Annotated in this window: 19 protein-coding genes; 14 read left to right on the top strand and 5 right to left on the bottom strand. The window is 47.6% G+C overall.

The genetic code is table 11. The annotated features are described in order from the left end of the window. Positions 1 to 89: 89 nt before the first annotated feature. From gspC to VEA_RS01335, 12 genes are read left to right on the top strand one after another with little or no spacing between them, the layout of a single operon-like run. A complete protein-coding gene (gspC, locus tag VEA_RS01390; protein ID WP_006741787.1) occupies positions 90 to 1,013 on the top strand; it encodes a type II secretion system protein GspC in 924 nt (307 codons plus the stop codon). 36 nt (positions 1,014 to 1,049) lie between these two features. Next, the gene (gene gspD, locus VEA_RS01385) at positions 1,050 to 3,068 is read left to right on the top strand and encodes a type II secretion system secretin GspD (protein ID WP_005394995.1); all 2,019 of its coding nucleotides are present in this window, start codon (positions 1,050 to 1,052) and stop codon (positions 3,066 to 3,068) included. Beyond that, a complete protein-coding gene (gene gspE / locus VEA_RS01380; RefSeq protein WP_005394994.1) occupies positions 3,068 to 4,570 on the top strand; it encodes a type II secretion system ATPase GspE in 1,503 nt (500 codons plus the stop codon). The genes gspD and gspE overlap by 1 nt, the downstream gene beginning before the upstream one ends. After that, on the top strand, positions 4,570 to 5,787 hold the full coding sequence (gspF, locus tag VEA_RS01375; RefSeq protein ID WP_006741788.1) for a type II secretion system inner membrane protein GspF: 1,218 nt from the start codon (positions 4,570 to 4,572) through the stop codon (positions 5,785 to 5,787). The genes gspE and gspF overlap by 1 nt, the downstream gene beginning before the upstream one ends. A gap of 59 nt (positions 5,788 to 5,846) precedes the next feature. Then, a complete protein-coding gene (gene gspG, locus VEA_RS01370; protein WP_005394985.1) occupies positions 5,847 to 6,290 on the top strand; it encodes a type II secretion system major pseudopilin GspG in 444 nt (147 codons plus the stop codon). A 21-nt stretch (positions 6,291 to 6,311) separates the two neighbouring features. Further along, the gene (locus VEA_RS01365; RefSeq protein ID WP_041852874.1) at positions 6,312 to 6,923 is read left to right on the top strand and encodes a GspH/FimT family pseudopilin; all 612 of its coding nucleotides are present in this window, start codon (positions 6,312 to 6,314) and stop codon (positions 6,921 to 6,923) included. Then, positions 6,910 to 7,299, top strand: a complete 390-nt coding sequence (gspI, locus tag VEA_RS01360) for a type II secretion system minor pseudopilin GspI (protein WP_167310321.1) — start codon at positions 6,910 to 6,912, stop codon at positions 7,297 to 7,299. Before VEA_RS01365 ends, gspI begins: the two co-directional genes overlap by 14 nt. Continuing rightward, entirely contained in the window at positions 7,286 to 7,963 is a 678-nt protein-coding gene (gspJ, locus tag VEA_RS01355) for a type II secretion system minor pseudopilin GspJ (RefSeq protein WP_006741790.1), read from the top strand. The genes gspI and gspJ overlap by 14 nt, the downstream gene beginning before the upstream one ends. After that, positions 7,956 to 8,966 carry a type II secretion system minor pseudopilin GspK gene (gene gspK / locus VEA_RS01350; RefSeq protein ID WP_006741791.1) on the top strand — a complete coding sequence of 337 codons (1,011 nt, stop codon included), beginning with the start codon at positions 7,956 to 7,958 and terminating at the stop codon, positions 8,964 to 8,966. Before gspJ ends, gspK begins: the two co-directional genes overlap by 8 nt. Next, on the top strand, positions 8,935 to 10,137 hold the full coding sequence (gspL, locus tag VEA_RS01345) for a type II secretion system protein GspL (RefSeq protein WP_005394975.1): 1,203 nt from the start codon (positions 8,935 to 8,937) through the stop codon (positions 10,135 to 10,137). Before gspK ends, gspL begins: the two co-directional genes overlap by 32 nt. 7 nt (positions 10,138 to 10,144) lie before the next feature. Next, positions 10,145 to 10,636, top strand: a complete 492-nt coding sequence (locus VEA_RS01340; RefSeq protein ID WP_012841219.1) for a type II secretion system protein M — start codon at positions 10,145 to 10,147, stop codon at positions 10,634 to 10,636. A 1-nt stretch (position 10,637) separates the two neighbouring features. Next, positions 10,638 to 11,399 carry a type II secretion system protein N gene (locus VEA_RS01335; RefSeq protein WP_006741793.1) on the top strand — a complete coding sequence of 254 codons (762 nt, stop codon included), beginning with the start codon at positions 10,638 to 10,640 and terminating at the stop codon, positions 11,397 to 11,399. 301 nt (positions 11,400 to 11,700) lie between these two features. Here VEA_RS01335 and cysQ read toward each other — a convergent pair whose 3' ends face one another. The 4 genes from cysQ to VEA_RS01315 all read right to left on the bottom strand — a co-directional run bounded on the left by cysQ (position 11,701) and on the right by VEA_RS01315 (position 14,726). After that, positions 11,701 to 12,528 carry a 3'(2'),5'-bisphosphate nucleotidase CysQ gene (gene cysQ / locus VEA_RS01330; protein ID WP_005394972.1) on the bottom strand — a complete coding sequence of 276 codons (828 nt, stop codon included), beginning with the start codon at positions 12,526 to 12,528 and terminating at the stop codon, positions 11,701 to 11,703. 44 nt (positions 12,529 to 12,572) lie between these two features. Then, positions 12,573 to 13,142, bottom strand: coding sequence for an ADP compounds hydrolase NudE (gene nudE / locus VEA_RS01325; protein WP_005394971.1), 570 nt, complete (start codon positions 13,140 to 13,142; stop codon positions 12,573 to 12,575). Between the two features lie 176 nt (positions 13,143 to 13,318). Further along, positions 13,319 to 13,903 carry a Fe-S biogenesis protein NfuA gene (gene nfuA / locus VEA_RS01320; RefSeq protein WP_006741794.1) on the bottom strand — a complete coding sequence of 195 codons (585 nt, stop codon included), beginning with the start codon at positions 13,901 to 13,903 and terminating at the stop codon, positions 13,319 to 13,321. A 97-nt stretch (positions 13,904 to 14,000) separates the two neighbouring features. Beyond that, entirely contained in the window at positions 14,001 to 14,726 is a 726-nt protein-coding gene (locus tag VEA_RS01315; RefSeq protein WP_006741795.1) for an amidophosphoribosyltransferase, read from the bottom strand. A gap of 84 nt (positions 14,727 to 14,810) precedes the next feature. On the opposite strand from VEA_RS01315, the gene bioH reads away from it, so the two are divergent. Together bioH and VEA_RS01305 are read left to right on the top strand one after the other, a co-directional pair. Beyond that, complete coding sequence (gene bioH, locus VEA_RS01310; RefSeq protein ID WP_006741796.1) at positions 14,811 to 15,578, top strand: pimeloyl-ACP methyl ester esterase BioH; 768 nt, start codon at positions 14,811 to 14,813, stop codon at positions 15,576 to 15,578. Between the two features lie 124 nt (positions 15,579 to 15,702). Continuing rightward, positions 15,703 to 16,167 (top strand): hypothetical protein, encoded by a 465-nt coding sequence (locus tag VEA_RS01305; RefSeq protein ID WP_005379316.1) that lies wholly within the window; start codon positions 15,703 to 15,705, stop codon positions 16,165 to 16,167. 104 nt (positions 16,168 to 16,271) lie between these two features. Here the strand turns inward: VEA_RS01305 and VEA_RS01300 are convergent, their stop codons facing one another. Then, complete coding sequence (locus VEA_RS01300; protein WP_012841215.1) at positions 16,272 to 18,593, bottom strand: Tex family protein; 2,322 nt, start codon at positions 18,591 to 18,593, stop codon at positions 16,272 to 16,274. Between the last annotated feature and the right edge of the window lie 170 nt (positions 18,594 to 18,763).

Genomic DNA, 18,763 nt, shown 5'->3' with positions numbered 1-18,763 from the left:
TAATAATTTTATTGCAAATTTAGCAATTTAAAGTCGATAGCTATTGTTATAGCTTAAATGACGAACGTTAGAATAAAGGAATCCATTCAGTGAAACGTTTAGAGCTAAGTGCAGGATTATCAAGCAGACCGCTACTGGCTCAGATCAAGTCCAATAATTATACAATTCAAGCCAAACTTAGCTTGTTGCTCACCTGTCTGTTTATTGCGATAACCGGATGGATACTTGGCAAAATTGTATGGTTAGCCATACCTCAATCGTCGGAAGTGCCGCAATGGCGTCCATCGACGAGCAGCGTTGTTGCGAGCAATAAAGGCGACGCGATAGATTTTAATGCCCTTCAGAATGCCAACCTATTCGGTAAATTCACTGAACAAAAGCCTGCAGTTGTAGAACAACCTGTTGTTAAAGACGCTCCGAAGACGCGCCTTAACCTTACACTGGTTGGCGCGGTTGCAAGCAGTGATGCGAATACCAGCCTTGCTGTCATTGCCAACCGTGGCAAGCAAGCAACGTATGGTTTAGGTGAAGAAATTGAAGGTACGCGTGCGACACTAAAAGCCGTATTAGTGGATCGCGTCATCATTGATAACCAAGGTCGAGACGAGACCTTAATGATGCAGGGTATAGAATATAAGAAGCTATCTGAATCGCCGCAGATAGCCAGAGCCCAATCTCAACGAGCAGAAGCAGCGTCTGACGTTGGAGAAAAATTAGAGCAAATCCGAGAGGAAATTGCGAAAGATCCACAAAGCGTTTTCAAATACATCACCATTTCACCCGTCAAAAGAGACGGAGGCATTGTTGGTTACCGAGTGTCACCTGGTCGTGATGCCGCGCTGTTTAATGATGTGGGTCTAGAACCTGGTGATATTGCGGTGCAGCTTAACGGGATCGATTTAAGCGACCCGTCTTCTTCAGTACAACTGATGCAAGTGATGAGCGATCCGCAAGAATTAAATTTAACTGTTGAGCGCGACGGCCAACAGTACGATATCTATATCCAATTGTAAGACTTAGGCAACCGGCGTAAGTTCAGGGAGACATACGTGAAACATTGGTTCAGCAAAAGTGCTTGGCTACTAGCAGGAAGTTTACTCTGCGTCCCAGGTGCAATAGCAAACGAATTTAGTGCCAGCTTTAAAGGCACTGATATTCAAGAATTCATCAACATAGTGGGTCGTAATCTCGAAAAGACCATCATTGTTGACCCTTCAGTGCGCGGTAAAATCGATGTCCGCAGCTATGACGTGCTTAACGAAGAGCAATACTATAGCTTTTTCCTTAACGTACTCGAAGTATACGGCTACGCCGTCGTAGAAATGGACAACGGTGTACTTAAGGTTATCAAAGCGAAAGACTCAAAAACGTCAGCAATCCCTGTATTAGGTGATGGCAGCGCGCAAGGCGACAGCGTTATCACTCGAGTTGTTGCGGTGCGTAATGTTTCGGTTCGTGAGTTGTCTCCTCTACTTCGTCAACTGATTGATAATGCTGGTGCTGGTAACGTAGTTCACTACGATCCAGCGAACATCATCTTAATCACAGGTCGTGCGGCGGTCGTAAATCGCTTAGCAGAAATCATTAAGCGTGTTGACCAAGCGGGTGATAAAGAAATTGAGCTGGTGGAACTGCGCAATGCTTCTGCTGCCGAAATGGTGCGTATTGTTGAAGCACTGAATAAAAGCACCAATCAGAAGAGCACGCCTGAGTTCCTTGAGCCTAAAATTGTTGCCGATGAACGCACCAACGCGATTTTGATTTCTGGCGATCCTAAAGTACGTGCGCGTCTGAAGCGATTGATTCGTCAACTTGACGTTGAAATGGCGACCAAAGGTAACAACCGTGTGGTTTACCTGAAGAACGCGAAAGCTGAAGATTTGGTGGATGTACTAAAAGGTGTCTCCGATAACCTACAAGCTGAAAAGCAAGTCGGCCAGAAAGCGTCAGGTGCCCAGCGTGGTGAAGTGGTGATTGCTGCGCACGCAGCGACCAATGCCTTAGTATTAACGGCTCCACCAGATATCATGAATGCGCTACAAGATGTTATTGCTCAGCTTGATATTCGTCGTGCTCAAGTCTTGATTGAGGCGCTGATCGTTGAAATGTCAGAAGGTGACGGCATTAACTTAGGTGTTCAGTGGGGCTCACTGGAAACCGGTGCGGTGATTCAGTACGGTAACTCTGGTGCACCGATTGGTCAGGTAATGGTTGGTCTAGAAGAAGCAAAAGATCAAACTCGAACTGAATACTACACAAATGCGAATGGCGAACGAACGCCATATGATGTTACTGAATCTGGTGACTATTCTACTCTTGCATCGGCACTGAGCGGTGTTAACGGTGCTGCGATGAGCATCGTGATGGGTGACTGGACTGCTTTGGTCAGCGCGGTAGCGACCGACTCCAACTCAAACATTCTATCTTCTCCAAGTATCACGGTAATGGATAATGGTGAAGCATCATTTATTGTTGGTGAAGAAGTGCCTGTTATCACAGGCTCTACGGCTGGCTCAAACAACGACAATCCATTCCAAACGGTTGATCGTAAAGAAGTTGGTATCAAGCTTAAGGTTGTGCCACAAATTAACGAAGGTGACTCTGTTCAGTTAAATATCGAGCAAGAAGTGTCCAATGTGTTGGGGGCTAACGGTGCGGTTGACGTTCGCTTTGCTAAGCGTCAGCTAAACACCTCAGTCATGATCCAAGATGGTCAGATGCTGGTTCTTGGTGGCTTGGTTGATGAACGTGCACTCGAAAGTGAGTCAAAAGTACCGCTACTGGGTGACATCCCAGTGCTTGGTCATTTGTTCAAATCAACCAGCACGCAAACAGAAAAGCGTAACTTGATGGTGTTCATCAAGCCGACGATTATTCGTGATGGTATGACCGCAGACGGCATTACACAGCGCAAATACAACTTTATTCGCGCAGAGCAGCTCTACAAAGCGGATCAAGGATTGAAGTTGATGGCTGACGAGAAGATCCCAGTCATGCCGGCCTTTGGTCAGGAGCGTCAGCACCCAACCGAGATCCAAGCGTTTATTGATCAGATGGAAAATAACTAATGGTTGATATGTTAGACACAGCGCCAAGTATGCGTCGTCTGCCATTCAGTTTTGCCAATCGCTTTAAACTGGTGCTGGAGACAGAGCATCCTGAGCGTCCGCCCATTCTTTACTATGTCGAGCCGCTCAACCCAGCGGCTCTGGTCGAAGTCCGTCGTGTGCTGAAGAAAAGCTTCGTACCGCAGCCTATCGATAAAGAAGCCTTTGATAAAAAGCTGACCGAAGCATATCAACGTGACTCGTCTGAAGCGCGTCAATTGATGGAAGACATCGGTGCCGATAGCGACGACTTTTTCTCATTGGCTGAAGAGCTGCCGCATGATGAAGACTTGCTAGAGTCAGAAGACGATGCACCAATCATTAAGTTGATCAATGCGATGTTGGGTGAAGCAATTAAAGAAGGGGCGTCGGATATTCATATCGAAACTTTCGAGAAAACCCTTTCGATTCGTTTCCGTGTCGATGGCGTATTGCGTGAAGTGCTCACTCCAAGTCGTAAGCTTGCACCACTGTTAGTGTCGCGAGTGAAGGTCATGGCGAAGCTGGATATTGCAGAAAAGCGTGTACCTCAAGATGGTCGTATCTCGTTGCGTATTGGTGGTCGTGCGGTTGATGTGCGTGTTTCTACAATGCCGTCGTCACATGGTGAGCGAGTAGTTATGCGTCTGTTGGATAAAAACGCGACGCGTCTCGATTTGCATAGCTTAGGTATGACGCCGTCCGTACACGACAATTTCCGTCATCTTATTCAGCGTCCTCACGGTATCATCTTGGTCACCGGCCCGACGGGTTCTGGTAAGTCGACGACTTTGTACGCTGGCTTGCAAGAGATCAACAGTAACGAACGCAATATCTTAACGGTTGAAGACCCGATCGAATTTGATATTGATGGCATCGGTCAGACTCAGGTGAACCCGAAGGTCGACATGACTTTTGCGCGTGGCTTGCGTGCTATTCTGCGTCAGGACCCTGACGTGGTGATGGTCGGTGAGATCCGTGACTTAGAAACCGCACAAATTGCAGTGCAAGCGTCCTTAACGGGTCACTTAGTAATGTCGACCCTTCACACCAACACCGCTGTTGGTGCGATCACGCGTCTACGCGATATGGGCATTGAACCATTCCTTATTTCTTCATCGTTATTGGGTGTGTTAGCACAGCGCTTGGTTCGTACGCTTTGCCCAAGTTGTAAAGAACCGTATGAAGCCGATGCTGAACAGAAGAAACTGTTTGGTATGGAAGCACATGAACCACTAGAGCTACACCGTGCTAAAGGCTGTGAAGCGTGTAACCAAAAAGGCTACCGAGGTCGAACAGGTATCCACGAGCTCATTATGGTCGATGAGCAAGTGCAAGAATTGATTCACCGAGAGTCTGGTGAGCAAGAAATTGAGAGAGCTGTTCGCGCTCATACGCCAAGTATTCGCAGTGATGGTCTAAGCAAAGTACGTCGTGGTATTACGTCACTTGAAGAAGTGATGCGAGTGACGAAGGAAACCTAATGGCGGCATTTGAGTACAAAGCGCTAGATGCAAAAGGCAAGCATAAAAAAGGCACGATAGAAGGGGACAACGCCCGACAAGTGCGCCAGCGACTCAAAGAGCAAGGGATGATCCCGATTGAAGTGGTCGAGACGAAAGCTAAATCGGCTAAGTCTTCAGGTTCAGTCAGCTTTAAGCGCGGCATCTCAACATCTGAGCTGGCACTAATCACACGTCAATTGTCCACGTTAGTCCAATCAGGTATGCCTTTGGAAGAATGTTTGCGTGCTGTCTCTGAGCAGGCTGAAAAGCCGAGAATTCGTTCTATGCTGGCTGCGGTTCGCTCGAAAGTAACCGAGGGTTATCCGCTCGCCGACAGTTTTGCTGATTACCCACACGTGTTTGATGAACTCTATCGCTCCATGGTTGCGGCGGGTGAAAAGTCAGGCCATCTTGATACGGTATTAGAGCGTTTGGCGGACTACGTCGAAAACCGTCAGAAGATGCGTTCCAAACTGCTTCAAGCCATGATCTACCCGGTGGTTTTGGTGGTGTTTGCGGTTGTTATTGTTTCTTTCTTATTAGCGACAGTGGTACCCAAAATTATTGAGCCAATCATTCAGATGGGACAAGAGTTACCTCAGTCAACGCAGTTCTTACTGGCAGCCAGTGAGTTTGTGCAAGATTGGGGGCTTATCATCTTCGTCGTGCTGGTGGTGTTTTTCTATGTGCTCAAACTGGCGTTGCAAAAACCAGACTTTCGCTTAGCTTGGGATAGAAAAATCTTGAGCCTACCGCTATTAGGCAAAATCTCTCGAGGTTTGAATACCGCACGATTCGCACGAACACTTTCGATTTGTACTTCCAGTGCGATTCCAATTCTAGAAGGCATGCGCGTTGCGGTGGATGTTATGTCTAATCGCTATGTGAAGCAGCAAGTATTGCTTGCTGCGGATAACGTTCGAGAAGGTGCCAGCCTGCGTAAGGCGTTGGATCAAACTCGTCTGTTTCCACCAATGATGCTACACATGATCGCCAGTGGTGAGCAAAGTGGTGAATTGGAGAGCATGTTGACGCGTGCTGCCGATAACCAAGATCAAAACTTTGAATCTACAGTCAATATTGCGCTAGGTGTATTCACTCCGGCATTAATTGCCTTAATGGCTGGATTAGTGTTGTTTATTGTGATGGCGACCTTGATGCCAATGCTAGAAATGAATAACTTGATGAGCGGATAAATTCGAATTAAGACGTGTCTACTTACGGCATGGCTTGAATCTAACTTTCGGAGAAAAAAATGAAATTTAAGCGTAGTAAACAACACGGTTTCACACTTTTAGAAGTGATGGTTGTTGTCGTTATCCTTGGTATTTTGGCAAGTTTCGTTGTTCCAAACCTATTGGGTAACAAAGAGAAGGCTGACCAACAAAAAGCGATTACGGACATCGTAGCGCTGGAAAATGCCCTAGATATGTACAAGTTGGATAACAGCGTTTACCCAACGACAGACCAAGGCCTGGAAGCATTAGTTAGCAAGCCTTCTAACCCAGAGCCTCGCAACTACCGTGATGGCGGTTACATCAAACGTCTTCCTAATGACCCTTGGGGTAACCAGTACCAGTACCTAAGCCCAGGCGATAACGGTACGATTGATATCTTCACTCTAGGCGCAGATGGCCAAGAGGGTGGAGAAGGTCCAGCTGCAGATATTGGCAACTGGAATATGCAAGATTTCCAATAAATAGAGTCTAAGCCAGCACTAATGAAGCAAATGCGAAAACACAATGGTTTTACATTGATAGAAATTCTATTGGTGCTGGTTTTGCTATCCCTCACGGCAGTGGCCGTGATCTCGACATTACCGACCAGCCAAAAAGATCTTTCCAAACAGTATGCTCAAAGCTTTTTTCAGCGTTTACAGCTGCTTAACGAAGAGGCAGTACTAAGCGGTAAAGACTTTGGCGTTCGAGTGGATGACGCTAAATCAACGTACGCTCTACTGAGTTTGACCGCGGAAGGTTGGCAGCCTCTGGAGTTAAAGCAGATTCCGAGCAAAACCAAGTTGGAAGATGACATTACGCTACTGCTCGAGCTAGGTGGCGGTGCTTGGGATAATGATGATCGCTTATTCAAACCGGGCTCTCTTTTTGATGAAGACATGTTTGCTGAAGAAGACGACGACGAAAAGAAAGTTAAGCCACCGCAAGTGTTTATCTTTTCCAGTGCAGAGGTTACGCCATTTACTCTGTCTTTTTTTCCGCAAAATGGTGACGCCTTTAATGACGGGTGGCGAGTCATCGGAAAAGAAAGTGGACAAATCTTGTTACTAGCGCCGGGCGAAGAAGTGAAAGAGGATGAGAATGCGCAATTCTAAGCAAGCTCGCCCACATTGGAGTCATCGCCGGACGAGAGGCATGACACTGCTGGAAGTATTGGTCGCACTGGCTATTTTCGCCACCGCTGCCATCAGCGTCATTCGCTCGGTGAGCCAGCATATTAATACGATCAGTTATTTAGAAGAAAAAATGTTTGCAGCCATGGTTGTGGATAATCAGATGGCCAACGTGATGTTGAGTACCAGTGAACTTAAAGTAAAGAACGGCACAGAAGAGCTGGCTGGGCGCACTTGGTACTGGAAAATCACGCCTGTTGCCACCACGCAGCCATTGCTGAAAGCATTTGATGTGAGTGTCGCGGTAGAGAAAAACGCGAGCCCAGTCGTGACGGTGCGAAGTTATGTGGCGCAATAAGAATCCACGCGCAAGTAAGCGCCAACTGGCAAAAGGTTTTACACTTATTGAAGTGTTGGTCTCGATTGCCATCTTTGCCAGTTTAAGTGTCGCCGCGTATCAAGTGGTATCGCAAGTGCAGCGCAGCAATGCGCTATCACAAGAGCGAACTCAGCGCTTAAATGAAATTCAGCGCGCCATGGTGATGATGGATAATGACTTTCGTCAAATGGCGATGCGCCAAACGCGGACAAATGGTGAAGAGCCCGCGAGCCAACTGATTTTTTGGTCAGATTACTTGCTCGACTCCGACACTAAAGGGCTAATGTTTGCTCGTTTAGGATGGCACAACCCTCAACAGCAGTTTCCCCGAGGGGAGGTCACTAAGGTTGGCTATCGTTTAAAAGAAGAAACATTACAACGAGTATGGTGGCGCTACCCTGACACGCCAGTGGGTCAACAAGGCATCGTTACCCCATTGCTGACGCAGGTCGAATCGTTTGATATGCGTTTTTACGATGGTAAACAATGGAAAAAAGAGTGGGATGATGAAAAATCGCTACCGAAAGCGGTTTCTGTGATCCTTACTCTAAAAGATTATGGAGAGATTGCCCGCACCTATCTGACTCCTGATGGCACATTGAGTCAGAAAGAAGGAAGTTCAGGAGGCAGCAATAATGGTTAATCGTCAGCGCGGTGTCGCTTTGATTATTGTGCTGATGTTACTGGCGATTATGGCGACAGTTGCCGCCAGTATGTCGGAGCGTTTGTTTTTGCAGTTTCAGCGGGGCGCCAATCAAGTTAACTACCAGCAAGCGTATTGGTATAGCCTTGGGGTAGAGGCGTTGGCAAAAGTCGGTATCGAGCAAAGCTACAAAGACACCGATACGATCAATATGAGTCAGCCGTGGGCAATAAAAGAGCAAGTCTATCCGCTAGATTATGGTCAAGCGGCAGGACGAATTAGAGACAAACAAGCGTGCTTTAACCTCAATGTATTGAGCCGTGTGCAACCGACAGGACAGCAAATCGCAAGACCGTATTTAGTCAATGTGCTGCAGCGTTTATTGGAAGAATCGGATGTTGAATCGTATCAGGCAGAAATCATTGCAGACTCTACCTGGGAATACATTGATGCTGATGACACCGTTCGCTCCACAACCGGGGTCGAAGACAGCACATATGAAGCGATGAAACCCGCGTATTTAGCGTCAAATGGCTGGATGGCAGATGCCACCGAGTTACGAGCGGTTTATCAGGTGAGTGGTGAGATTTTCCAAAAATTGGAACCGCTAATCTGCGCATTGCCTAGTGATGATTGGCGTTTAAACGTAAATACGATTGAAGTCGAGCAAGCTCCGATTTTGGTGGCAATGTTCTCACCAAACTTAAGCAGTAGTGATGCGATTCAGCTAATTGAAAAACGCCCATTTGATGGGTGGGATAGCATTGATGAATTTTTAGCAGAGTCAGAAATGGCTGGCTTGAGCGAAGATGTAAAGAAAAACGCCAAAGGCTATTTGGGTGTGGATAGCGCCTTTTTTGAATTGGATGCACAAGTGTTGGTGGATGAATCACGTGTACGTATCCGAAGCCTTTTGCAAAGTACAAATAGAGAGACGGTGACCGTAGTTCGCCGTCGTTTTGGAGGGATCAGTGAGCGAGTTTCTGACCGTTCGGCTGAGTAGCGAACAACAAAGTACCATTCCTTGGGTGGTGTGGTCGACAGATCAACAGGAAGTGATTGCCAGCGGTGAAATCGCCGGATGGGAACACTTAGATGAGTTGATCTCTTATGCAGGTCAGCGCCAAGTTGTGGCGCTATTGGCGAGTAATGATGTGGTCTTGACGCAAGTGGATATACCGCCAGGCGCAACACGTCAGTTCGACGCGATGTTACCGTACCTCGTGGAAGATGAAGTCGCGCAGGACGTTGATGGCCTTCACTTTACCGTGTTAGGTAAACAAGCGGATAAAGCGCAAGTGTGCGCTGTTGAACGCGCTTGGATTCAGACCGTATTGCAGCGTTTTTCAAGCCAAGGCATCACCATCAAACGCATCTTGCCAGATGTGCTTGCGTTACCTGTTCAGGGAGAGCATAGCAGTGCCGCGATGCTTGGTGATCAATGGTTGATTCGTCACTCAGCGACAGAGGGTGCGGTTGTCGATGCTTCTTGGTTAGACCTTTACCTCTCTTCTTATCTACAAAATCATGAAGGTTGGAAGCTCGATTGCTATAGCTCAGTCCCTGAATCTGCGTTACCTGAAGTATGGGAGCCGCAGCCAGAAGAAATGACCATGGGGTTACTGGCGAAGGGGGTTACAGAAAGCAAAGTCAATTTGCTGACCGGGATCTTCAAGCCTAAATCTTCTTGGGGTAAATACTGGAAGCTCTGGCAAAAAGCCACCATTGCTGCGGGCGTGCTTATCGTCGTCATGGTTGCGCAGCAGTTGCTCGTGGTCCACAAGTACGAAGCACAAGCTCAAGCGTATCGTGAGGAGAGTGAGCGTATTTTCCGCCAGGTGTTCCCGAATAAACGACGAATTCCTACAGTTAGTTATCTCAAACGACAAATGGATGATGAAGAGCGCCGCTTATCTGGTGGTGGCGGTCAGCAGGCGATGTTGTCTTGGTTGGCGGCACTGCCCGCGACACTTGGTCAGGTCAGCGATTTGGAAATCACCAGCTTTAAATATGATGGTCAACGTGGCGAAGTGCGAATTCAAGCTCGCAGTTCAGACTTCCAACCTTTTGAGCAGGCTCGTGTGAAATTGGCAGAGAAGTTTAATGTTGAGCAAGGACAGCTGAACCGTAGCGATAACGTTGTGGTTGGCAGCTTTGTTTTGAAGCGTTTGTGAGGTGATGATGAAAAACTTAATTTCTCAAGCTCAGGCTTGGTGGAGCAGCATCTCTCAGCGTGAGCAGCGTTTGGTCATGGGGTGTGGCGCTATTGCCGTTATCGGCATTATTTATTGGGGGTTGCTACAGCCAATGAGCCAACGTGCGGAGCTAGCTCAATCACGTATTCAAAGTGAAAAACAGTTGCTGGCTTGGGTACAAGATAAAGCGGATGGCATTACTGCACTGCGCAAAAGCAGCGGTGTGAGCTACTCTAGCCAACCGTTGAATCAACTGGTTTCTTCTTCAGCCCGTCGTTATAAAGTTGAGTTGATTCGAGTACAACCTCGCAATGAGAGTGTTCAGGTGTGGATCAAACCACTCGCGTTTAATCAGCTGGTGGATTGGTTACGTTACTTGAAAGAGCAACAGGGTATTGAAGTCGAATTTTTAGATATCGACCGAACGGATCAAGCGGGCATGATTGATGTGAACCGCCTTCAGTTTAAGCGAGGTTAAGGTGAAGCGAGCAGTACTTTACGTTGTTATCTTTATCGTCTTTTTTTCAGTCAGTCTTTTAATGGGATTACCCGTTTCTTGGGTGTTACAGCAAGCACCAACCGTGAGAGGACTAGACATTCAGGGTGCCAATGGCTCTGTATGGCAAGGTCAAGCTTCTAGTGTTCGTTGGCAGCGCCAGAACCTTGGAGAAGTTAATTGGGATTTCCAATGGTCGAGTCTACTAACTGGTAAAGCTGAGTTTGCCGTACGCTTTGGTCGTGGTAGTGAAATGGACGTTCGTGGTCGCGGTTTTGTTGGCTATAGCTTGAGTGATGGCCCTTATGCCAAAAACTTAGTTGCCTCGATCCCGGCAGTAAAAGTTGTAGAGCAAGCTCGTCTCCCTGTGCCTGTCGGCGTTGATGGGCAACTTGAGTTAAATATTCGTCATGCGACTTATGCCGCGCCTTGGTGTAAGAATGGTGAAGGCACTTTGGTATGGAATGCCAGTGGTATTCAAAGCCCTGTTGGTAGCCTTGAACTCGGCCCTGTGATTGCCGATCTAAACTGTCAGGACAGTGTGTTGACAGCGACTGGTGAGCAAAGCAGTAAACAAGTCTCAGCGGCGTTCTCAGCAGAGCTTATGCCTAATCAGCGATACTCAACCAAAGCCTGGTTTAAACCAGGAGCTGAGTTCCCATCCAGCATGAGTGAGCAACTGAAATGGTTGGGCAAGCCGAATCCCCAAGGTCAATACGAGTTTAATTACCAAGGTCGCTTCTAACCTATCGTGACAAAAACCAAAATTCTCAAAGAGCTGCGATTGTGCAGCTCTTTTTGCTTTTGGATCATAGTAGGCGAAACCCTCTATTCGCTGTACAAAGATCGTGGTGATAATAGGATGTAATTATAAGGTTATGATTCTAAGGGGTTTATTTTCTTGTGTTCAGCGCTTTAAGCGATTGGAACATAGTAGGCCAAATGCTCCTAACGCTGTACAAACAGGTCAAAAAGAAAAGGCCACGAACATATTCGTGGCCTTTCTATTGCTAGAATTTTGTGTTCTAAATTTTACCGATAGGGGCTTAATCTTTGCGTTGTAAAATCTCATTCCAAGGTAAATCCGCATCACCAAGCACAATAAAGTTTGGGTTCTCTAGCGTTTCCCGCTCGTTATATGACAGCGGCTCCAATTGCGTGCTGAGAATGCGACCGCCCGCTTCTTCAACAATGCATTGTGTCGCAGCGGTGTCCCACTCACCTGTTGGGCCTAGTCTGAGATAGCAATCTACCGCGCCTTCTGCAACAAGACACGCTTTTAATGCCGCAGAGCCGAGCGGAATTAAATCGTAATTCCAAGCACTGCTCATGCGGCTAGTGATGCGATTGATATCTTGACGGCGGCTAATAGCAATCGCGATGCTTTGCCCTGGCTGCTCGTGTTTGTGCGTATGGATTTTTACGCTGTCCGACATGTCGGGAATTTTCCAAGCACCTTTGCCACTATAAGCGTAATAAGTCACGCCAGAGACAGGGCCATAAACGACCCCCATGGTTGGTTTGTTGTTGTCGACCAGTGCAATAATAGTCGCAAAGTCGCCGCTGCGAGCGATGAATTCTTGAGTACCGTCAAGAGGGTCGACTAACCAATACCGTTCCCACTGAGCTCGTTGCTCGAGGCTGATGTCTGCGTCTTCTTCTGACAATACGGGAATGTCGGGTGTGAGTTCACTCAAGCGTTCTGTGATGAGCTTGTGAGCCGCGATATCTGCGCTCGTTACCGGAGTCTCGTCACTTTTTGTGTAGGCCTCGTACTGTTTTTTTTCATATATTTCGAGGATCATTTGCCCGGCACTACGGGCAATTTCGATGACTTGAGGAAGCAGGTGAGATAGATCTTTTGTCATTGGCATAAGTGATAGTCCTTACTCACAGTATTATTCGGTTCTCATGACCGTTATTGGTTATGTTTGTGAGTGGTGTTTGGTAAGTGTTTCAGTGCCAACATTAGCGCGGTGATGCTTCGTGCTTCACAGAAATCCATGTGAGTTAATAACTCTTCGGCTTGCGCAAGTGGCCAACGCACAATTTCCAGTGGCTCAGGCTCATCGCCTTCTTGCTTCTCTGGATAAAGCGCCTGTCCTAAAAATAGAGTCATTTTGCTCGAAAAGTAAGACGGCGCGAGGATAACTTGTTTCAACGGAGTCAGCTGATTGCAGCCAAAGCCGATTTCTTCTTTTAACTCTCGATCCGCAGCTTGGTGTGGGGTTTCACCTGGATCAATCAACCCCTTCGGGAAGCCCAACTCGTAGCGTTCAGTCCCAGCGGCGTATTCACGTACCAGTAATAAATCGCCTTGCTCAGTCACAGGAACCACCATCACCGCATCGCGTCCACTTGGCTTCATGCGTTCGTAAGTACGGTGTTCACCATTGGAAAAACGAAGGTCGAGCGCTTCCACGGCAAACAGTTTGGATTTTGCGACCGTTTGGCATGAGAGTATCTCTGGTGGGGTCCGTTTCGACATGGCGCTGGCTCCTTGGTGTCGTTGGCGTTTACGAGATGCGTAAGATTCTTAATATATGAGAACTCCGCCCGAGTTTCTAGCGGATTTTGCGGGCAGAACTAAGCATCTCAAGGTTACCTCAGTATCGATACAAAAATGGGAGACCGAAGCCTCCCATTTTCTGACCGTATTTACTCTTAGTAGTAAGAGTGATCACCACGGTCATGTTCTGTAGCATCACGAACTGCGGTGAGTTCACCAATGAACTGGTTTAGCAGTTCTTTCTCGATGCCTTCTTTTAGTGTTACGTCAACCATAGAACAGCCATTACAGCCGCCACCAAATGCAACAATAGCAATGCCGTCTTCAGTGATCTCAACCAAGTTTACGTGACCACCGTGGCCAGCAAGCTGTGGGTTGACTTGAGTTTGGATAACGTATTCAACGCGCTCAACCAGTGGCGCGTCGTCCGCAACTTTACGCATTTTAGCGTTCGGAGCTTTTAGCGTTAGCTGAGAGCCCATTTTATCGGTAACAAAATCGATTTCAGCGTCTTCAAGGAATGGCAGGCTTAGCTCATCCACGTAAGCTGAAAAACCGCTGTAAGGGATTTCAGTGTCGGTCGCTTCTACTGCTTCTGGTGGGCAGTAAGACACGCCACACTCAGCGTTTTGTGTACCTGGGTTCACAACGAAAATACGAATGTTAGTCCCTTCAGGCTGTTGACCTAAAAGGTTAGCGAAATGCGTTTGCGCAGTTTCTGTAATAGTAATATTTGACACGACGAATACCCGAGTAAATTTGTAGGTTACTGCTGCTATTCTACTCTTGTTGACGTATGGGTCTAGTCTTTTTGATGCTAAGGCATGGCGAAGCGATCTAGAGAGAACGAGGAGCAGGTGTTCTGCAGATGCAGTAAATATCGATGCTTTCTACGCCAACTTCAAGTAGTAAATGACATAATTGTCGGACGGTACTGCCTGTGGTGACTACATCATCGACGATGGCAACATGGGAAGAGTGAGGGCGCTTATTGAGAATAAACGCGCCTTTTAAGTTTTGTTCACGGCTTGCTTTGGTATTACCACGCTGTGATTGAGCGAGCTTTACTCGACGAAAGACCTTCGCATCAAAATTGGTCTGCAATTGCTTGGCGAGGTGTCGGGCTAAAACATCACTTTGATTAAAGCCCCGGCGCAGGTAACGCTGCCAGTGCAATGGCACACTGGTAATGATTGGAGCTGGCGTGGTGATGCGCTGTGCCAGTTGCTCGGTTAATGCTTTTACATGCCAAGACTCTCCGTGATCTTTAAAGCGTTGTACTTCCCGTGAAAGGGGAAAGTCGTAATCGCCTAACGTGTATAGCCTTTGCCATGGCGGTGGCTCTGAAAGACATTCACCACAAATACTATCCGTACTCATTTCTTCTTTCTGTAATGATAAACCGCAGCGTTGACATCGTTTTACCGGAGTTAGGTATTTTAAACAGTGCTCGCACCAGCGCAGAGTATTTGTGTGGCTTGGTGTGTGAATAGGGAACCGACACAGACCGCATTGACTGCTCAACACGCGATGCATGATGTTTTGCCAGTGATGAGATAACATAGCGCTTATTCATGGTGATATTTTACTCAGCCTAACGCTTGGCTGATGGCGTAGGGAATAAAATAAGTGGGAGAGATTGAGAGCATGAGCACGAAATTACATTGGCAGTCGTTTGGTGAAGGACCTGATCTGGTGTTGTTACATGGTTGGGGTATGAATGGCGCGGTTTGGCAGCAAACCGTCGAATCACTTCAAACCGATTTCCGTGTTCATGTTGTTGACCTTCCGGGCTATGGACACAGTGCCGAGCATCATGGTGAAGATTTAGACCATATTGCTAACTTGGTCGCGCAAAGTGCGCCAAAGAAAGCGATTTGGCTTGGCTGGTCCCTCGGAGGCTTAGTGGCGACGCATGTCGCATTAAACATGCCCGAGCGTGTGACTAAGTTGATCACCGTAGCCAGTTCACCAAAATTTGCCGCAGAGAAGCCTTGGCGCGGTATTCAACCGAATGTACTGAGCGCGTTCACCTCTCAGTTGTTAGAAGATTTTTCACTGACCATTGAGCGCTTTATGGCGTTGCAAGCGATGGGCAGTCCATCTGCACGCAAAGATGTGAAACAACTCAAGCAAGCGGTACTGTCGCGCCCTCAGCCAAACCCTGAGTCGCTGTTGGTTGGGCTAAACATCCTTGCTGATGTGGATCTGCGCGATGCATTGACGTCTCTTTCTGTACCAATGCTGCGTCTTTATGGTCGTTTGGATGGATTGGTGCCGATTAAAGTGGCGAATGATTTAAGTGAACAGTTACCTCATACTCAGCAGTTTGTTTTCAATCAGTCCTCTCATGCGCCCTTTATGACCGAACATGACGAGTTTTGTGCCCAAATTCGAGAGTTTGCTCACGATTAGTCAAATACAAGCGGAAAAAGCTCAAGCTGTTTAAAAAGTGGTCGATATAAAGGTTGGTGAGGTTTTATTAGCCAATAAAGCTAAGCCATATTGACGAGTTGGGCGACTCTGAGGAGGGTTCGCAATGATTGTGTCACCGACCAACGTAAGTGTGCCACTGATCGCCCCATCCGTGAATGTGCAGACGGAACAAGCAGCTCGCGACAATAAAGTCCGAGAGCCTGTGACGCCAACGGTCGCATTGGCCAAAACCAATGCAGAGCGAAAAGTAAAAGGCGATGACAAGCGCCGACGTCAGTCTTCTTGGGATCCTTCAGAGCATCCTGATTATGACATGGAAACAGAAGTCGACACGCGTTATCAAGAAGAGCCGGAAGATACACTAGAACGGCTTTTTAGTTTGCTTGCGCTCAAGTCGTACAGTGAAGACCAAGGTAAGGGCTACGCAATTCGTTTTCGCTTACCAAAGCGCATTTTGGATGCTGCGATCAATGAAGGATTAATGGAAAAGCGCAGGAAGGTGATCAAGTTTCATTATGGTCATGCAGTCGCTCCCCATACCCCGTCAGAAGTGATAGCAGTATTATGACGACTCAATATCCTACTCAAACAAAAACGCTCCAAGCAGATTGAACTGATTGGAGCGTTTTCTTTTTAGCTATGAAAGCTCGTTAGCGGTGAGCCTAGGCGAGATTACTTTTTCGCTTTAGCAAACGCTGCCGCAAAAGCACCGCCCATTGCACTGTTCGATGAAGACTCATCGCGGCGAGGCTGACGACGTTGTGCTTGGTCATTACGACGCGGTGCGGCTGAAGAGCGTTGGCTTCGGTTATCTTGACCCGGTTCGTCTTTCATACGCATCGATAGACCAATACGCTTACGCTGTACGTCCACTTCCATCACTTTTACTTTGACGATGTCACCTGCTTTCACGACTTCACGTGGATCAGAAACATAGCGGTCAGTCAGCGCAGAAATGTGGACCAGACCATCTTGGTGAACACCGATATCGACGAAGGCACCAAAGTTGGCTACGTTCGAGACCACGCCTTCTAGGATCATGCCCGGTTCTAGATCAGAAACTGAGTTTACGCCTTCTGCAAACGTAGCGGTCTTGAATTCAGGACGTGGGTCACGACCCGGTTTATCCAGCTCTTTGATGATATCGGTAACCGTTGGGACACCAAAGTGTTCATCGGTATAGTCCACAGCGTGTAAGCCTTTGAGGAATGCTGAGTCACCAATCAGTGCCTTGATGTCTTTGCTGTTTTTCTCAGCAATTGCTTTGACTACTGGGTATGCTTCCGGGTGGACTGCTGAAGCATCAAGTGGGTTCTTGCCGTCCATAATACGTAGGAAGCCCGCACACTGTTCGAACGCTTTAGGACCCAAGCGAGGTACTTTCTTCAACGTCGTACGTGCTTCGAAGCGGCCATTTTCGTCGCGGAAGTCGACAATGTTCTGCGCGATGGTGCTTGATAAGCCTGCTACGCGCGTTAATAGTGCGGCAGAAGCCGTGTTCACATCAACGCCAACCGCGTTTACACAGTCTTCCACAATCGCATCTAGGCGTTTTGCCAACATAGATTGGCTTACATCGTGCTGGTATTGACCCACACCGATCGATTTCGGATCGATTTTCACGAGCTCAGCCAATGGATCTTGCAAACGACGCGCAATCGACACTGCACCACGCAGTGATACGTCCATATTCGGGAACTCTTTCGCTGCGAGTTCAGAGGCCGAGTACACCGATGCGCCTGCTTCGCTGACGATGATTTTCTGAACTTTTAGGTTGCCGCGTTTGATTACGTCTGCGACAAAGCTATCGGTTTCACGAGAAGCCGTGCCGTTACCAATCGCAATTAAATCCACGTTGTACTTACGCACTAACTGGTCAACGATTTGCGCTGATTTGTCGTATTGTTTTTGCGGAGGGTGAGGGTAGATGGTTTCCGTAGCCAGAACTTTACCCGTTGAATCGACAACCGCGATTTTTGAACCGGTACGCAGGCCAGGATCGAGACCAAGTGTTGCGCGAGGACCTGCCGGCGCCGCCATTAACAAATCTTTTAGGTTAGTCGCAAATACTTCAATCGCTTCAATTTCAGCACGCTCTTTCATTGCGCCCATCAATTCGGTTTCCATGTGCATCGATACCTTGATGCGCCATGCCCAGCTGATCACTTGTTTGCGCCATGCATCTGCTGGTGCGCTACTTAACGTTACACCATAATGGTCGGCAATGATGGTTTCACAGTAAGATTGGCGAGCACCTTCTTCCTGCTCTGGGTCAGCGTTCATGGCTAAAGTCAGGAAGCCTTCATTGCGGCCGCGCAACATCGCAAGTGCACGGTGAGAAGGGACTTTGCTCAGCGGTTCGTTGTGATTGAAGTAATCTTTGAACTTCTCACCTTCTTGCTCTTTTCCTTCAACGACTCGTGAGACAAGTTCCGCATTACGATTTAAGTGGTTACGGATTTTTTCCAGTAAGTTTGCGTCTTCAGCAATGCGTTCCATGATGATCGCACGGGCACCGTCTAAGGCGGCTTTGGTATCTGTGATGCCTTTGTCGGCATCAAGATATTTACTTGCTTCGCTTTCTGGCTCGGTTTGCGGATTATTCCACAGCATGTCAGCTAGCGGTTCTAAGCCGGCTTCAATGGCGATTTGGCCTTTAGTGCGGCGTTTAGGTTTGTAAGGTAAGTAAAGGTCTTCAAGACGAGTCTTGCTATCGGCTTGAATAATTTCTTGCTCAAGCTCAGGCGTCAGTTTGCCTTGCTCTTGGATCGATTTGAGAATGGTTTGACGGCGGTCATCCATTTCACGAAGGTAAGACAGACGGCTGTCCAGAGTACGCAGTTGGGTATCATCAAGGCCACCCGTCACCTCTTTGCGGTAACGTGCAATAAAAGGGACGGTGTTACCGTCATCAATTAGGGTGACAGCGGCGTTGACTTGCTCAGGGCGAACATTCAGTTCTTGAGCAATCATACGACAGATAGCTTGGCTCATCCGTGTTTTCTCTTTCAATTCGGTTTGGGTTGTATAGAACATTGGGGTCGTTCGAAGAATTTGCAATGTTTTAAATTAACGAGACAAAAATTTACCGGGCGCTGGTGGACATCAGTCAGATTTGTGTCAAAACTGTAATTAAATTGAGAACTTATATCCGCAACTATCGA

Origin of the sequence: Vibrio antiquarius (assembly GCF_000024825.1) — a bacterium.
In the GTDB taxonomy this organism is placed as follows: Bacteria; Pseudomonadota; Gammaproteobacteria; order Enterobacterales; family Vibrionaceae; genus Vibrio; species Vibrio diabolicus.
The sequence above is the reverse complement of the archived record's forward strand: the minus strand, read 5'-3'. Positions and strand labels throughout refer to the sequence as shown.

Coding starts and splice junctions, on each gene's coding strand:
- gspE (WP_005394994.1), top strand. CDS start 3,068: ATGGTTGATATGTTAGACACAGCGCCAAGTATGCGTCGTCTGCCATTC.
- gspF (WP_006741788.1), top strand. CDS start 4,570: ATGGCGGCATTTGAGTACAAAGCGCTAGATGCAAAAGGCAAGCATAAA.
- gspG (WP_005394985.1), top strand. CDS start 5,847: ATGAAATTTAAGCGTAGTAAACAACACGGTTTCACACTTTTAGAAGTG.
- VEA_RS01365 (WP_041852874.1), top strand. CDS start 6,312: ATGAAGCAAATGCGAAAACACAATGGTTTTACATTGATAGAAATTCTA.
- gspI (WP_167310321.1), top strand. CDS start 6,910: ATGCGCAATTCTAAGCAAGCTCGCCCACATTGGAGTCATCGCCGGACG.
- gspJ (WP_006741790.1), top strand. CDS start 7,286: ATGTGGCGCAATAAGAATCCACGCGCAAGTAAGCGCCAACTGGCAAAA.
- gspK (WP_006741791.1), top strand. CDS start 7,956: ATGGTTAATCGTCAGCGCGGTGTCGCTTTGATTATTGTGCTGATGTTA.
- VEA_RS01340 (WP_012841219.1), top strand. CDS start 10,145: ATGAAAAACTTAATTTCTCAAGCTCAGGCTTGGTGGAGCAGCATCTCT.
- cysQ (WP_005394972.1), bottom strand. CDS start 12,528: ATGCCAATGACAAAAGATCTATCTCACCTGCTTCCTCAAGTCATCGAA.
- nudE (WP_005394971.1), bottom strand. CDS start 13,142: ATGTCGAAACGGACCCCACCAGAGATACTCTCATGCCAAACGGTCGCA.
- VEA_RS01315 (WP_006741795.1), bottom strand. CDS start 14,726: ATGTTATCTCATCACTGGCAAAACATCATGCATCGCGTGTTGAGCAGT.
- bioH (WP_006741796.1), top strand. CDS start 14,811: ATGAGCACGAAATTACATTGGCAGTCGTTTGGTGAAGGACCTGATCTG.
- VEA_RS01305 (WP_005379316.1), top strand. CDS start 15,703: ATGATTGTGTCACCGACCAACGTAAGTGTGCCACTGATCGCCCCATCC.
- VEA_RS01300 (WP_012841215.1), bottom strand. CDS start 18,593: ATGAGCCAAGCTATCTGTCGTATGATTGCTCAAGAACTGAATGTTCGC.